Genomic DNA, 14,416 nt, shown 5'->3' on the forward strand with positions numbered 1-14,416 from the left:
GGTGGGGAGTACGCGCCGATTGGGAGTCGGCACGGCACGGCGATGTGCCCGATCAGCATAAGCGAATGTCGTTCGCTTTCTGCCCGGCCCTGTCGGTCGAGCTTGTCGAAACCGTGTTCTGCGGGTTGAGCTTGTCGAAACCCTTCTGCGCGGGTTGAGCTTGTCGAAACCCTTCTGTGCGTTGACGGGTTTCGACAAGCTCAACCCGCAGACGCTCGACGACCTCAACCCGCAGACGCTCGACGACCTCAACCCGCAGACGCTCGACGACCTCAACCCGCAGACGCTCGACGAGCTCAACCCGCAGAGTCCCGCGGGGGCCACGTAGGCTGGAGTGGTGGCGCACCGCATCTACATCTGCTCGGCTGAAGGCAACACGGGCAAGTCCACCGTTGCGCTCGGCGCACTCGACACCCTGACCCGGCGGGCGACCCGTGTCGGCGTCTTCCGGCCGATCGCGCGATCGACCGCCGAACGCGATTACGTGCTCGAGCTGCTGCTCGCTCACGAGGGCGTCGTGCCGATTCCCTATGACGACGCCGTGGGGGTGCGCTACGACGATGTGCACGCCGACCCCGAAGGGGCGCTCGCGACGATCGTCTCCCGCTTCAAGGCCGTCGAAGACCGCTGCGATGCCGTCGTCATCATCGGCTCGGACTTCACGGATGTCGGCAGCCCCACCGAACTCGCCTACAACGCGCGCATCGCGGCGAACCTCGGTGCGCCCGTGCTGCTCGTGCTCGGCGGTCGGGTCGGGCAGGGCCAGGGGCGCAGCCGCACCGAGCGGCTCGGCTACTCCGACGCCCGCAGTCCGCAAGAGCTCGCCCAGCTGACCGAACTCGCCGTCGAAGAGCTCGAGCGCGAACACGCGACCTTGCTCGGCATCGTCGCCAACCGTGCCGACCCCGAGCGGCTGCAAGAGATCGTCGAGGCCGTGACCGCCGCGGCCGGACCGAACGGGGTGGCCGCGAGCGGCGGTGCCGTCAGCCCCGTGGCATCCCATCGGCAGGCTCAGGGCGGCGCCGTCGCCGTCTGGGCCATTCCCGAAGACCCGTACCTCGTCGCACCCTCGATGCTCGCCGTCATGACCGCGGTCGACGGCACGCTGCACGCCGGCGACCCCGAACTGTTGAATCGCGAGGCGCTCGGCGTCATCATCGGGGCCATGTCGATGGAGAACGTGCTGACCCGTCTCACCGAGGGCGCGGTCGTCGTGGTGCCGGGCGACCGCAGTGAGGTGCTGCTCGGAGTGCTCACGGCGCACGCGAGCGCGACCTTCCCGTCGTTGTCTGGCATCGTGCTGAACGGCGGGTTCCCGATCGCCGAGCAGGTCGACCGGCTCGTCGACGGGTTGAAGGCCGGGCTGCCGATCATTCGTACCGAGCTCTCGAGCTACGACACGGCGCTTGCGATCACGCACACCCGCGGGCGGCTCGCCGCCGACTCCCAGCGCAAGCGCGACACGGCGCTCGCCCTCTTCGAGAAGCACGTCGACGGTCAGGCGCTGCTCGACCTGCTCGACGTCGCCCGGCCCGAGGTCGTCACGCCGCTCATGTTCGAGTACGACCTGCTCGAGCGCGCCAGGCAGACGCGCAAGCGCATCGTGCTGCCAGAGGGCTACGACGATCGGGTGCTGCGCGCGGCAGCGACCCTGTTGGCACGCGACGTTGCCGAGCTCACGATCCTCGGCGAAGAGATCGAGGTGCGTTCGCGCGCGATCAGCCTGGGCCTCGACATCTCGAAGGCCGAGGTGCTCTCGAACCACGACTTCGTGCACGTCGCCCGCTTCGCGGAGGAGTACCAGCGGCGCCGGGCGCACAAGGGCGTGACGCTCGAGCAGGCGCGCGAGACCGTGCAAGACGTCTCGTACTTCGGCACGATGATGGTCGAGCTCGGCCTCGCCGACGGCATGGTGTCGGGCGCCGCCCACACGACGGCGCACACGATCCGGCCGTCGTTCGAGGTGATCAAGACGAAGCCGGGCGTCGAGGTCGTCTCGAGCGTGTTCCTCATGGCGCTCGCCGATCGGGTGCTCGTCTACGGCGACTGCGCGATCGTGCCCGACCCTACCGCCGAGCAGCTCGCCGACATCGCGATCTCCTCGGCCGAGACCGCGGCGCAGTTCGGCATCGAGCCGCGCATCGCGATGCTCTCGTATTCGACCGGCGAGTCGGGCTCGGGCGCCGACGTCGACAAGGTGCGACGGGCGACCGAGCTCGTGCGCGAGCGCGCGCCGCAGCTCGCAGTCGAGGGTCCGATCCAGTACGACGCGGCCGCCGACGCAGCGGTCGCGCGTACGAAGCTGCCCGAGTCGGATGTCGCGGGCCGGGCGACGGTCTTCATCTTCCCCGACCTCAACACGGGCAACAACACGTACAAGGCGGTGCAGCGCTCGTCGGGCGCTGTCGCGATCGGGCCCGTGCTGCAGGGCCTGCGCAAGCCGATCAACGACCTCTCGCGCGGCGCGCTCGTGCAAGACATCGTCAACACTGTGGCGATCACGGCGATCCAGGCGGCGGATGCCTCATGAGCATCGTGCTCGTCGTCAACTCGGGTTCTTCGTCGCTGAAGTACCAGCTCATCGACGTCGAGACGTCGCAGACCCTCGCGAGCGGGCTCATCGAGCGCATCGGGCGGGGTGTCGGCCACGCCCGGCACCACAACGAGGGACGTGAGCACGACGGCCTCGACGTCGATTGGGATGGGGCCGTCGAGGTGCCCGATCACGAGGCCGCCTTCGCCGTGATGCTCGAGGCGTTCGCGACCCACGGGCCGTCGCTCGAGTCGAACGCGCCGATCGCGGTGGGGCATCGAGTGGTGCAGGGCGGTGCGCGATTCTACGAGCCGACAGTCATCACGCCGCTCGTGAAGATCAACATCGATGAGCTGTCGGCACTCGCGCCGCTGCACAACACCGCGAACCTCGAGGGCATCGAGGCGGCGCAGCGCGCGTTTCCCGACGTGCCGCACGTCGCGGTGTTCGACACGGCGTTCCACCAGACCATGCCGCCTGCCGCGTACACGTATGCGATCGACCGGGAGCTCGCGGCGAAGCACCGCATCCGTCGCTACGGGTTCCACGGCACCTCGCACCGGTTCGTCTCGCGGGCGGCGGCGGAGTTCCTGGGCCGCCCGGTGGAAGAGCTGCGCATGATCGTGCTGCACCTCGGCAACGGGGCATCCGCCTGCGCGATCGCCGAAGGCCGCTCGGTCGAGACGAGCATGGGCATGACCCCGCTCGAGGGGCTCGTGATGGGTACGCGCTCGGGCGACATCGACCCGGCGGTGCTGCTGCACCTGCAGCGGCGGGCCGGCCTCGACGCCGACGGCCTCGATCGCCTGCTGAACTCGCAGAGCGGCATCCTCGGCCTGAGCGGGCATGCCGACATGCGCGACCTCGTCGCCGCGCAGGCGGCGGGCGATGCGGCGGCCGCGCTCGCCCTCGACGTCTACGCGCACCGCGTGCGTTCCTACATCGGGGCCTATGCCGCGCAGCTCGGCCGGGTCGATGCGATCGTCTTCACTGCCGGTGTGGGCGAGAACTCGCCCGAGGTGCGCGAACTCACGCTCGCCGGCCTCGAGGGCTTCGGCGTCGAGCTCGATGTCGAGCGCAACCAGGCCCGCGCGAGTGTTGCGCGACGCATCTCGACCGACGCCTCGAAGACCGCCGTGCTCGTGGTGCCGACGAACGAGGAGCTCGAGATCGCCCGCCAAACGCTGGAGTTCGTCGGTTAGGTGTATTGCTAAGCGGTTGGTTCGTCGTGCGGGTCGGGCAGATACGCCGTGATGTCGATCTGCTCGGTCGGGGGCAGTTGGATCGATGCAGGGTCGATGGCGCGGTTGCTCATGCGGTCCTCCTTAGGCGGCCAGGCGATGGTGTGAATTTGCTCCGGATGCGGCCGACCGGCGCTGCTCCGTTGGTGCGCGCGCCGGGGGTGGGTGCGCGCGGATCCGACAATGCGTTACACGGCGATCAGCATCCGATCTTCGTCAGCGTCCAGCTGTTGTCCAGCGAGCTGTTGGCTGCGACGGAACCGACTGAACCGAGGTCGTTGTACGCCCGGACGACAACACTGCGCGCGTTCGCGATCGAGCGCACCGTGGCACCGAGCGGAGCGACCGATTGCGTGGTGCAGGAGGAGAAGGTCAGCTTGCTGCCCTGAAGGCCGGGCGCGTCGTACACGCAGTGCGCCCCGGTGGCGCAGTTGCCGACCGCATAGACGGCGGGTGCGGCCGGATCGACAATGGTGAGAACGACGTCGCCATCGTCCCACGTGACCTCGTTCGCGGCGGTCTGCAGACCACCCGGAAAGTCCTCAAGCGCCTGTTCGATGCGGGACTGCAAGTCAGAGGCAGGCATCACCGCGGTTGCGGGGCCGACAGAGACAGCAAGTTGCAGTCCGGTGAACGTGAGTACGGCGGCGATTCGGGTGAAAAACAACGGGTCGACCTTTCATTCCCAGGCGAAGTATCTGAAGACTGCAGGGGCCTGGATGTCCGTGCGGTCGTGTCCCACGTAGGTGACCTCGATGGAGAGGATGCCGAGGCCTTCGTCGGAGACGATGATGCGGTCGATGAACTCGCCCGGAGTCCGGGTCTCGGTCGCGAAGGAGATGCCGGAGCGACCGAGCCGGTCGACCACCTTCCCCTCTACCTCAAGGTCGGGAAGGCCCGCGAGGAACTCGAGTGCTGCTTTGGATTGTTGGCTCGTGAGATGACGTTCGCTGAGCATCGAGTTCAGCTCGTTGATGTACTCCCCGGTCGTGAACTCGGCGGCACCGGTCGGCTGACGAAGGAACGCCCCGAACTCAGGAGTCGAGACCGGCGGCTCGCCATAGACGAAGGGGAACTCGCCCGGCGCGTACTCCTGCTCCCAGATCAACTCGCCCACCTGGTACCCGTCGACGCGCATCGGTACGCCGTCAGAATCGTACGGCTCGCCGCGGCGGACCTCGATGCGTGACCCGGCGGGTCCATGTTCCACCGTGCGCACCTCTGGTTCGATGGAGACCTTCTCGATCGTGCCCTCCTCACCGATCGTCATTGAGAGTCCCCATGACTGCACCTTGACCGTCGTCGTGGGCACGCTGGGCTTCAATTGTGTACTCATCTGCATCAGCAGTTGTTCCGACGTTCCCTCGATTGGGCTGGGGTGCAGCAGCGGAGGAGTGGCAGTCGCGTAGACCGCCGCCGGCCGTGCAACGACGATCGCACCGATCGTCACGGCCAGGAGGATCGCGACGGCAGCCGCGACCGACACATAGATCGATGACCGGCGCTGCGGGCGGGGAACCCGGTCACCGTTCATGACCCTGTGCAGGGTCGCGTCTGCGGCGGGCGACAAGGGGTCGCCACGTCGTGGAAGTTCGGGGCGAGCGCCCTCGAGGCGCCTGCTCAGCTCGAAGTCGTTCACGTCGCCTCCGCGTTCACGGTCACGGCGGTCACCGGTGCTTCGGCCAATGCAACCTCCAGGCGCTTCTTCGCTCGGTGCAGACGCACCCGCAGGTTCGCAGCCGAGCAGCCGAGGATCTCGGCCATCTCCTCGCGGGTCAGGTCTTCCCAGAACGCCATCCAGATGAGCTCCCGATCCAGCAGATCGAGGGTATTCACGGCCGCTCGGACATCGAGTACCTCGTCTGAGACATCCGCGTTCAGGTCTCGAAGATGACCCTCGGCTCGTTCGACGCGGCGTGCATGCCGAATGCGACCCCGGTACTGGTTGCCGACCACGTTGCGCAGGGTTGAATAGAGCCACGCGATGGTGAACACGCGCGCCGCATCGTCGCGGCGGCGCCACGCCTGTGCGAAGACCTCGGCAGCGGCATCCTCGGCATCGCCGACATTGCTCAGCCGGTTGTTCGCGGCCGCAACGATCACGGCATGGTAGGTGCGGAACAGTGCCTCGAAATCACGCGCACCCATCGGGCTTGCGGAGTTCGAATCTGGGGGCACCATCACATTCTGGGTGTTTCCACGAAGTGACTGCGCGTTACAGGCGTTTTCTTCAGACGGTGAGCACGTGCCCAGGTAGTCGTCGCAGATTGTACTCGGGGTGTGTCTTTCGTTGTGGACTGCTCGCGTTGGTATATCGAACTGTGCAACGCTCCACCCGTGATCTCACCGTTGGGGTCATGATCAACCACACCAGATGCAACGCGACGATTCTGCGCTTTCGGCGTGGAGCACGTTATCTTGAATCTATACCGGCAGGAGTATGCGATGACGTCGATGACCAGTAGAAAGCGTGCAACGTTCGGAACCGTCGCGGCAGTGGCGCTCGCGATGATGGGGAGCGTCGTAGTGGCTGCGCCCGCGCAGGCGGTGTGCTCGGGGGCGTATCTCTCTGTGAACACCGCGGCCCAGGCATCGGTGAAGGTGGCCTCCTGCAATAACGGCTCGACGGTGCGTGCGCGCAAGGACTGGTACTACACCGACAGCACGAACTCGGCGGTCGACTCGTCCTACGGCCCGTGGATCGGTTCGAGCACGTTGACTTCGACCACGTACCTTCCGAGCGGCCGCTTCCACAAGTCGAACCTCATCGAATCGAGCTGAACGTGGCATCGGTAGGTAAGCGCGCCGGACGTGTCACTGCCACGGTCGGCGCGCTCCTGCTGATCGGCGGGTTGGCAGCGTGCACGTCAGAGCCGAGCGCGAGCGGGCCGTATGATGCGGACTTCGAGCAGGCGCGCCAGCAGGCGGAGACCGACTTTCAGCGCGAGGTGCTCAATGACGATCGGATCACGGAGGCGGAGTTCCGTGAGGTTCGGCAGAGGTACATCGATTGCCTTGCTGATGCGGGAATGAAAGCGGCTGCTCTTCCTGACGGCTCTTATACAGTCTCACCCGCGCCAGAGGGCGATCAGAAAGTCGCGGAACTGAATTGTTCAAAAAGCACCACACAGATCATCGAACCTCTCTACTATCTCTTGAAGGTCAACCCCGAGAACGAAGACTTCAGCGCTCTGATCGCGGAGTGTCTACAGAAGCAGGGCGTTGTCGATGATGCTTTCGCCAAGGAAGACTGGGATCAGTACGTGAACGCGTTCTCCGCTGCATTCAACTCCGTACCCGGAGCTGGGACTGGCGAAGCGACGGTGCCGCCGGCCGATCTGCCGACGCTCCCGGGCGGTATCGCGATGGACGATCCTCGCGTGCAGCAGTGCTCGAGCAACCCGCTGGACTTATGAGCGGTCGTCTCAGGTGGGGCGTGCTGGTCGCCATTCTCGCTCTCGCGGTCGGCGGGCTCGTCGGAACGTTGCTGTTGCCGCCACTGCTGCCGCCGTCGGCTGCCTCGGTCGAGGGGCCGCGTGCGGTGCCGGTGACGGAGCGGGCGTTCGACGATGCCCACACGGTGGCAGCGGTGCCGGAGTTATCGGCTGAAGTGACGGTCGGGCTCAGCGGAGCCGGCGGGATGGTCACCGCTTCGTCGTGCGTGCCGGGTGCGGCGGTGACGACCGGTGATCATCTGCTCAGCGTCGATGGGGTGGTTCGGATCGCAGTCGTCACCGACGTGCCGCTCTGGCGCGAGCTGGGGTCTGGGAGCGAAGGCACCGACGTCGAGGCGCTGCAGCGTTCGCTGATCGCGCAAGGGCACGAGTTGACGGCGTCGGGGGACTACGACTGGGAAACGGTTTCCGCCGTCGAAGCCATGCAGGAGTCGGCGTCGGTTGAACAGACCGGCGACGTCGCCTTGGATCGTGTGCAGTGGGTTCCGGCCGGCCTCGGTGTCGTCACGTCCTGCGGGGCGGGTGTGGGCACGGCGATCGCTGCAGGCGGCTCGCTGCTGACCGCGGGCGGAACGCTCGTGGGGCTGTCGTTCCCCGAGTCTGCGGCGGAACTTCCCGGGCGCTCGTATGCAGCCGTCGCCGGTGACGTCGTCGTGCCGATCGGGGAGGATCGCCGTCTCACCGACCCGGGGCTGATGAACGCGGTCGCCGCGACGAGTGCGTTCAGCGATTGGGTGAAGGACCCGGGCCGTGGCGTGGCGGTTGGTGTTCGCCTGCAAGAGCCGATCGCGGCCATCGGCATCTCGCCGTCGGCGGTGATCGTCAGCGATGCAACGAGCGGCTGCATCGTCACGAGCGGCAACGAGACCGTGTCGGTGGAGATTCTCTCGAGCGAACTGGGCACGGTCTTCGCCGTCGCGGAGCGCCCGGTGCAGGAAGTCATGGTTCCCGCTGCCGAGGTGGTCTCCTCGTGCGGGTGAGGGCCGTCGATCTCTCCTTCGCCCACCCCGGTGCCGCGACGCTCTACGAAGGGCTCAGCTTCGACGCGCAAGGCGGCGACCTCGTCGCACTGACGGGGCCGTCCGGGTCTGGCAAGTCGACCCTGTTGTCCATCCTCGGCGGCTGGCTCACTCCGACGCGCGGCCTGCTTGAGACGAACGATGTGGGTCGGCTCGCACTGGTGCCGCAGAATCCGCACGGTGTGCCGGGTCGTACCGCGCTGGATCACGTCAGCCTCCCGCTTGTCGCCCGCGGGCTGACGAGGCACGAAGCGACCCGCATCGCTAGTGAGTACCTTGCACTGCTGAAGCTGGAGCGCGCCGGGGAGCGGCCGTACCGGATGCTGTCGGGAGGAGAGCGACAGCGGATGCTGCTGGCGCGGGCTCTGGCATCCGAGCCCGACCTGCTCCTTGTGGATGAACCAACGGCACAGCTGGACTCGACCGCCGCAGCCGAGGTGTGCGATGCGCTGGCGTCGCTGCAACGGGACGGCGTGCTCATCTTCGTCGCCACCCATGACCCCCGCGTCGTGGCCGCATGCTCAACCGTCGTGGACCTCCTCACGGTGCCGCCCCGAGGGACCGGAGTCGCCCCCGGCCAGGATGACGAGGATCGTTCGTGAGACTGCGCGAGTTGTGGCGCGAGGCGGTCCGCAACTTCGGCTCCGGGGCCAGCCACGGCGTGGTGGCTCTGCTCGCGTTCCTCGCGATCGCCGTCAGCCTGGGCAGTGTCGCCAGCCGCGGCGTCGTCGACGTCACGGCTGACGCCGTCGCATTCCGTGACGCCGGAGCCTCGGTATTCCGCCTCGACGCGCCCGACGATATCGACGGCGATGCCTGCGACGCTCTCGCACGGGTCGACGGTGTCGATGCATCCGGCGCCACTCGCGCTGGCGAGGCCGTCAGGTTTGCCCTACTGCCCGACCTCCCCACGCCGTATTTCGATGCCACCCCCGGCATGACGGCGCTGCTCGACATCCGCCCCACGATCCCAGAGGCGGGACTGATCGTCGACGCAGACCTCGCCGAATCCGTCGGACTCGACGACGTGCCGAACGACTTCTACCTCGTGCGAGACGGCACGCCGACCGACATCGCCGCGACCTACGACCACCCCGACGATGGCCGGGACTCCACACTGAGTGGTGCCGCGCTCGGGCTCAGCACAGACAACGAGGCGTTCGACTCTTGCTGGGTGCGATTCTGGCCGCCCACAGAAAACCCCCTCGAGATCATGGGACCGATCATCGCCAGCTCCGGTGGAACTGGCGAAGCAACCCAGTGGAACCCGACACTCGGGCGCACCCTCGACCCCGAAGCCGCCTTCCGCGCCCTGCCCAACACTGCACTCACGGTGGCGGCGAGCATCATCGCCGCGGCGCTCGCGATCGTCGGTGTGCGGCTCCGGGGCCTCGAACTCGCATCGGCGCGACACGTCGGCGTCACCCGCCCCAGTCTCGTCGGCATCGCCCTAGCCGAAGTCACGGTTTGGTGGGTCCCAGCCTGCGTGCTCGCGCTCACCGTGCTCGCGTTCACCGCGACCTGGCATAACTCGGATCCGCCTCTGGCTGCCTGGCTCGCCGGAACTCGTGTCGTCGTCGCGGCATCCGCAGCCTGGCTTCTCGCCACCGGGCTCGCCACCGCAGCCATCCGTGAAACCCACCTCGTGCGCTACTTCCAGCAACACTGACGCTCCGGGGTCAGACCTGGTGGCCGAGCGCCCGGGCACGATTCACCGCATCTATCCGTGACCGCGCGCTCAGCATACGGAACGCCTCGAAAAGATGCCGCTTCACGGTTCCCTCATGGATGCCGAGGATCATTGCGATCTCGCGGTTCGAGCGCCCTGATGCAGCGAATGACAAGATCTCGAGCTGCCGGTCGGTCAGCTTCGGCGATTCGTTCTGTACCGTGCGCGTGCGGTCGGCGACCTGTGGCAACGCAACGAATGACCTGAGTGCGGTTGTGACATCCGCCGGACTTGCCGACACCGGTAAAGCGACACCGCTGCGTGTTCGGTCCAGCGCCCGAACGCACTCGGCGTCGCTGCTGATCAGAAGCAGGCGGATCCCGCGGTGCAGTTGCAGCAGCAGAACGACCTCGGCAGCGTCGATGAACTCAGCCTCAACGACAAGGAGATCGGGTCTTCGGTCGGAGACCTTCGCTCGAAGATCTGAACCGTTGTCGCACGCCGCAATCAACAGGAACCCGGCCTGCGCGGAAACGAGGCTGATCAGGGCGGCACGCAGCACGCCGTTGCCCGATACGACCATCACGGTCAGGATTCGCTCACTCATGAAAAGCCCTCCCCAGGTGCTGTTTCCAGTGCGCGCCGTGCCGTTACCTGCTTCGACGACGGCCTCCTGCGGCTTCCTCCACTCTCGATGGTTTGTCGAGGTCTTCCCGCGATCGAGGGTGCAGTCGCCGCCCTGCGGCGGGCGCCGACTGCACTCTCGAGAGCGGCATCGAGGTTCGCGAGCGCTGCGCGAGTCGCACAAGGAGTGTTGTGCAAGAAGTCTTGTGAGTATAGGCTGGCCCCATGAACGACCCCCGGGAGACCATCGACCTGCACGACGCGGGCGCCATGCGGGCGCTCGCGCATCCGATGCGGCTGCGCATCCTCGGCCTGCTGCGCGTCGAAGGGCCTAGCACGGTCGGCGCGCTCGCCGAACGCACCGGTGAGGCCTCGGGCTCGGCGAGCTACCACGTCGCGACCCTCGCCAAGCACGGCTTCGTCGTTGAAGCCCCAGAGCTCGCCCGCGACAAGCGCGAACGCTGGTGGCGAGCCGCGCACCTGATCACGAGCTGGCGCCCCGAGGAGTTCCTCGGCGACCCCGAGCGCCATGCGGCATCCGATGCGATGCGTCGCGCGGTGCTCGAGTCCTACCATCAGGAGTTGCTCGACGCCATCGACGCCGAAGCCGAGCTCGAGCCCGAGTGGGTCGCCGCGTCCGACTCCAGCGACGGCGCGGCACGCCTCACGCTCGACGAGTTCCGTGAGCTGAACGCCGAACTCGACGCTGTGCGAGAGAAGTGGTGGGGCGTCGGCCGGGAGCCGCGCCCGGGCACCAGAGCCGTGCGCTGGATGACTCACACGTACCCGAGGCCCGAACGATGACGAGCGACTCGGCGCTCGAGACGACGACGACAGCGGCGACGGATGCCCCGCGCCGCCGCATCCCGCTGTTCGCCCTGTTCGCCTCTCAACTCTTCTCGCTCTCGGGCAATGCGATCGCCCTCATCGCGATCCCGATCATCGCCCTCACCGAAACGGGCTCCCCGCTCGCCGCCGGCGTCGCGGGAGTGTTCGCGACCGTGCCGCTCATCATCGGCGGTGCACTCGGCGGAGTGCTCGTCGACCGGTTCGGCTACCGCACCTCGTCGATCGTCGCCGACGTCGCGAGCGGCGTCACCGTGCTCGCGATCCCGGTGCTCGCCGCGACCGTCGGCCTGCACTTCGGCGTGCTGCTCGCTCTCGTCTTCCTCGGCGGGCTGCTCGACGCGCCCGGCGACACCGCGAAGACCGTGCTCATGCCCGACCTCGCCGCCCTCGCCCGGGTGCCACTCTCTCGGGCGGCGGGAACGCAATCCACGGTGCAGCGCACGGCGACGATGATCGGTGCCGGCATCGCGGGCGCGCTCGTCGCGATCGCCGGTCCGATGCCCGCGCTCCTCGTCGATGCCGCCGGGTTCGCGGTGTCGGCCGTGCTCGTCTTGCTCTTCGTGCCGCGCCGTGCCGAGGCATCCTTTCGGGAGTCTCAGGACGGCGCCCTCGCCGATGGCGATGCACCCATGCGCGGCGGATTCGTCGCCGGCATCCGCTTCATCGCCCGCTCTCCGTTGCTGCGCTCGATCGTGCTCCTCGTGACGCTCACGAATGCGATCGATGCCGCGGGCATGACCGTGCTGAAGCCCGTCTACGCCACTGACGTGCTCGGCGACCCGGCGATCCTGGGCTTCATGGTCGGATGCTTCGCCGCCGGCGCCCTCACCGGCTCGGCGATCTTCGCGGCCGTCGGGCACCGCTACTCGGGGCGAGTGGTCTTCGCCCTGTGCTTCGTGCTCGCCGGCACGCCGCCGTACCTCGCGATGGCGCTCGGCGCGCCGGTGCCCGTGCTGTTGCCCGTGCTCGCGGCGTCGGGCCTCGCCGCCGGTGCGCTCAACCCGATGATGTCGACGGCGATGTACGGGCTCGTGCCCGACGGCATGCGCGCCCGCGTGTTCGGTGCGTTGACCGCAGGGGTCGTCGCCTCGATGCCGCTCGGCGCGTTCCTCGGCGGCTTCGCGGCCCAGCAATTCGGTCTCGCGCCGACCGTGCTCGTGTGCTCGATCGTCTATCTCGTGCTCGGGTCGAGCCCGCTCTACCTCCGCTCCTTCACCGGGCTGGCCTCACACCCCGTACCGGGGTAGGGGGTGAGAAATGGCTCACCGGTGTGATGCGATTCACAGCTGCATCTCCATACGCTTTCATCAAGGTCGACACCGGCCCGTGAAGCACACACACCCGACGCGTTCGACTGGAGTTCATTCGTGCGTTCGGACAATGAGATGAGCCGCTCGTGAGCATCCAACTCGTAGAACGCCCCGACGGTACCGAAGGCACCATGTCGCCCGTCATCCGCACGGCCGGTCGCCGTCGAGAGGGCGTCGACCCGGCGCAGAGCGGGTTCGCACAGCTCTCACGCCAGATCAAGTCCGAGGGCCTGCTCGATCGATTCGTCGGCTTCTACGTGCGCAAGGCGCTCTTCTGGGCCGTCGTGCTCGGCGCGACGGTGGCGGCATCCGTCATGATCGGCGACTCGTGGTGGCAGCTCGTCATCGCGGGCGTGCTCGGCGTCGTCTTCACGCAGTTCGCGTTCATGGCGCACGAGGCGTCGCACCGCCAGATCTTCCATTCCGGGCCGAAGAACGATTGGGCGGGGCTGTTTCTCGCCAACTTCGTCGTCGGCATCAGCTACAGCTGGTGGATGAACAAGCACACCCGCCACCACGGCAACCCGAACGTCATCGGCCGGGACCCCGATATCGAGAAGGATACGATCTCCTTCCTCGAAGAGGATGCCGCGGAGAGCCGCGGACTCATTCGGCTGATCACGCGGAAGCAGGGTTACCTGTTCTTCCCGCTGCTGCTCCTCGAGGGCATCAACCTGCACGTGCACGGCATCCGTCACGTGCTGGGAAAGGGCACGGTCAAGCGCCGCTGGCTCGAGTTCACGCTCATCGCCGTTCGCCTCGCCGGGGTCATCGCGCTCGTCTTCTGGGCGTTCCCGCCGCTGCTGGCCGTCGTCTTCCTGCTCGTGCAGTTCGGGGTGTTCGGCGTCTACATGGGCGCTTCGTTCGCCCCCAACCACAAGGGCATGCCGCTCATCCCGCGTGGGGTGCGAGTGGACTTCCTCGAACGTCAGGTGCTGACCAGTCGCAACATCAGCGGCGGACGGTTCATCGACGCATTCATGGGCGGGCTCAACTACCAGATCGAGCACCACCTGTTCCCGAGCATGGCCCGCCCCGCGTTGGCACGCACGCAAGTGATCGTGCGCGAGTTCTGCCTCGAGAACGACGTGCGGTACACCGAGACCGGGCTCATCGAGTCGTACGCGATCGTCATCGCCTATCTGAACCGTGTCGGACTCGCCGCGCGCGACCCGTTCGACTGCCCCATGATCAACTCGTACCGCCGCCGCGACTGACGCACAGCTGAGGCGCTGCTGACGCGCGACTCGCGCGCGAGCGGGCGAGCACCGCTGCAGCGCTGCTCGCCCGCTCAGCGCTCGAGCCGGGCGCAATCGATGCAGAGCTCGGCTGTCGGCCGTGCGTCGAGGCGCCCTACGGTGATGCGCTTGCCGCAGTTCCGGCAGATGCCGTACGTGCCGTCGGCGATTCGCGCGAGTGCGTGATCGACGTCGGCGAGCTCGGCGCGCGCGTCGGCGAGCACAGCGGTGCGCTGCGACCACTCCTGGGTCATCGTCGGGCCGTCGGGGTCGTGTTCGTCATCGGCGGAGGCGCCCGACCTCGCGGCGCGCACCTCGCTCATGACGTCGCCGAACTCGGCGAAGCGCCCCTCCGCATCCGCTCGTTCCTGCAGCAGCTTCACCTGGAACCGCTCGAGTTGTGCCTGAGTCATCGTAGACAAATCACGCCCCCTTCCGATTCCCGAATGGTACGCCAGAGACATCCGGCCGTGGTGTC

At 67.3% G+C, this 14,416-nt stretch carries 16 protein-coding genes; 11 read left to right on the forward strand and 5 right to left on the reverse strand.

Annotation, left to right across the window (positions count from 1 at the left end):
• The first annotated feature begins 181 nt into the window (after positions 1–181).
• Genes AC1C2U_RS13230 through AC1C2U_RS13240 form a run of 3 tightly spaced genes read left to right on the forward strand, consistent with a single transcriptional unit; the run spans position 182 to position 3,735 of the window.
• Positions 182–328, forward strand: a complete 147-nt coding sequence (locus tag AC1C2U_RS13230) for a hypothetical protein (RefSeq protein ID WP_495362230.1) — start codon at positions 182–184, stop codon at positions 326–328.
• Between the two features lie 9 nt (positions 329–337).
• On the forward strand, positions 338–2,530 hold the full coding sequence (gene pta, locus AC1C2U_RS13235) for a phosphate acetyltransferase (RefSeq protein ID WP_495362231.1): 2,193 nt from the start codon (positions 338–340) through the stop codon (positions 2,528–2,530).
• Positions 2,527–3,735, forward strand: coding sequence for an acetate/propionate family kinase (locus AC1C2U_RS13240; RefSeq protein WP_495362232.1), 1,209 nt, complete (start codon positions 2,527–2,529; stop codon positions 3,733–3,735). Before pta ends, AC1C2U_RS13240 begins: the two co-directional genes overlap by 4 nt.
• A gap of 238 nt (positions 3,736–3,973) precedes the next feature.
• On the opposite strand, the gene AC1C2U_RS13245 is transcribed toward AC1C2U_RS13240, so the two are convergent.
• The 3 genes from AC1C2U_RS13245 to AC1C2U_RS13255 form a co-directional block, all read right to left on the reverse strand.
• On the reverse strand, positions 3,974–4,345 hold the full coding sequence (locus tag AC1C2U_RS13245; RefSeq protein ID WP_495362233.1) for a peptidase inhibitor family I36 protein: 372 nt from the start codon (positions 4,343–4,345) through the stop codon (positions 3,974–3,976).
• A gap of 108 nt (positions 4,346–4,453) precedes the next feature.
• Positions 4,454–5,413 carry a hypothetical protein gene (locus AC1C2U_RS13250; protein WP_495362234.1) on the reverse strand — a complete coding sequence of 320 codons (960 nt, stop codon included), beginning with the start codon at positions 5,411–5,413 and terminating at the stop codon, positions 4,454–4,456.
• Positions 5,410–5,922: an RNA polymerase sigma factor gene (locus AC1C2U_RS13255; RefSeq protein WP_495362235.1), complete on the reverse strand. Its 513-nt coding sequence runs from the start codon at positions 5,920–5,922 to the stop codon at positions 5,410–5,412. The genes AC1C2U_RS13250 and AC1C2U_RS13255 overlap by 4 nt, the downstream gene beginning before the upstream one ends.
• 297 nt (positions 5,923–6,219) lie before the next feature.
• Here AC1C2U_RS13255 and AC1C2U_RS13260 point away from each other — a divergent pair, with 297 nt between their 5' ends.
• The 5 genes from AC1C2U_RS13260 to AC1C2U_RS13280 are packed head-to-tail and all read left to right on the forward strand — an operon-like array spanning position 6,220 to position 9,917.
• The gene (locus tag AC1C2U_RS13260) at positions 6,220–6,555 is read left to right on the forward strand and encodes a hypothetical protein (protein WP_495362236.1); all 336 of its coding nucleotides are present in this window, start codon (positions 6,220–6,222) and stop codon (positions 6,553–6,555) included.
• 2 nt (positions 6,556–6,557) lie between these two features.
• Entirely contained in the window at positions 6,558–7,190 is a 633-nt protein-coding gene (locus AC1C2U_RS13265; protein ID WP_495362237.1) for a hypothetical protein, read from the forward strand.
• Positions 7,187–8,209, forward strand: coding sequence for a peptidoglycan-binding domain-containing protein (locus AC1C2U_RS13270; RefSeq protein WP_495362238.1), 1,023 nt, complete (start codon positions 7,187–7,189; stop codon positions 8,207–8,209). The genes AC1C2U_RS13265 and AC1C2U_RS13270 overlap by 4 nt, the downstream gene beginning before the upstream one ends.
• Positions 8,206–8,850 (forward strand): ABC transporter ATP-binding protein, encoded by a 645-nt coding sequence (locus tag AC1C2U_RS13275; RefSeq protein WP_495362239.1) that lies wholly within the window; start codon positions 8,206–8,208, stop codon positions 8,848–8,850. The genes AC1C2U_RS13270 and AC1C2U_RS13275 overlap by 4 nt, the downstream gene beginning before the upstream one ends.
• Entirely contained in the window at positions 8,847–9,917 is a 1,071-nt protein-coding gene (locus tag AC1C2U_RS13280; protein WP_495362240.1) for a hypothetical protein, read from the forward strand. Before AC1C2U_RS13275 ends, AC1C2U_RS13280 begins: the two co-directional genes overlap by 4 nt.
• A gap of 10 nt (positions 9,918–9,927) precedes the next feature.
• Here AC1C2U_RS13280 and AC1C2U_RS13285 read toward each other — a convergent pair whose 3' ends face one another.
• Positions 9,928–10,524 (reverse strand): response regulator transcription factor, encoded by a 597-nt coding sequence (locus AC1C2U_RS13285; protein ID WP_495362241.1) that lies wholly within the window; start codon positions 10,522–10,524, stop codon positions 9,928–9,930.
• A gap of 242 nt (positions 10,525–10,766) precedes the next feature.
• Between AC1C2U_RS13285 and AC1C2U_RS13290 the strand changes: the two genes are divergently transcribed.
• The 3 genes from AC1C2U_RS13290 (at position 10,767) to AC1C2U_RS13300 (ending at position 13,917) form a co-directional block, all read left to right on the forward strand.
• A complete protein-coding gene (locus AC1C2U_RS13290) occupies positions 10,767–11,345 on the forward strand; it encodes an ArsR/SmtB family transcription factor (protein ID WP_495362242.1) in 579 nt (192 codons plus the stop codon).
• Positions 11,342–12,637 (forward strand): MFS transporter, encoded by a 1,296-nt coding sequence (locus tag AC1C2U_RS13295; protein ID WP_495362243.1) that lies wholly within the window; start codon positions 11,342–11,344, stop codon positions 12,635–12,637. Before AC1C2U_RS13290 ends, AC1C2U_RS13295 begins: the two co-directional genes overlap by 4 nt.
• Positions 12,638–12,831: 194 nt before the next feature.
• Positions 12,832–13,917, forward strand: a complete 1,086-nt coding sequence (locus AC1C2U_RS13300; protein WP_495362747.1) for a fatty acid desaturase family protein — start codon at positions 12,832–12,834, stop codon at positions 13,915–13,917.
• Between the two features lie 74 nt (positions 13,918–13,991).
• Here the strand turns inward: AC1C2U_RS13300 and AC1C2U_RS13305 are convergent, their stop codons facing one another.
• Entirely contained in the window at positions 13,992–14,351 is a 360-nt protein-coding gene (locus AC1C2U_RS13305; protein ID WP_495362748.1) for a TraR/DksA family transcriptional regulator, read from the reverse strand.
• Positions 14,352–14,416 lie beyond the last annotated feature (65 nt).

The sequence above is a fragment of the Agromyces sp. Y575 genome, from assembly GCF_059445445.1.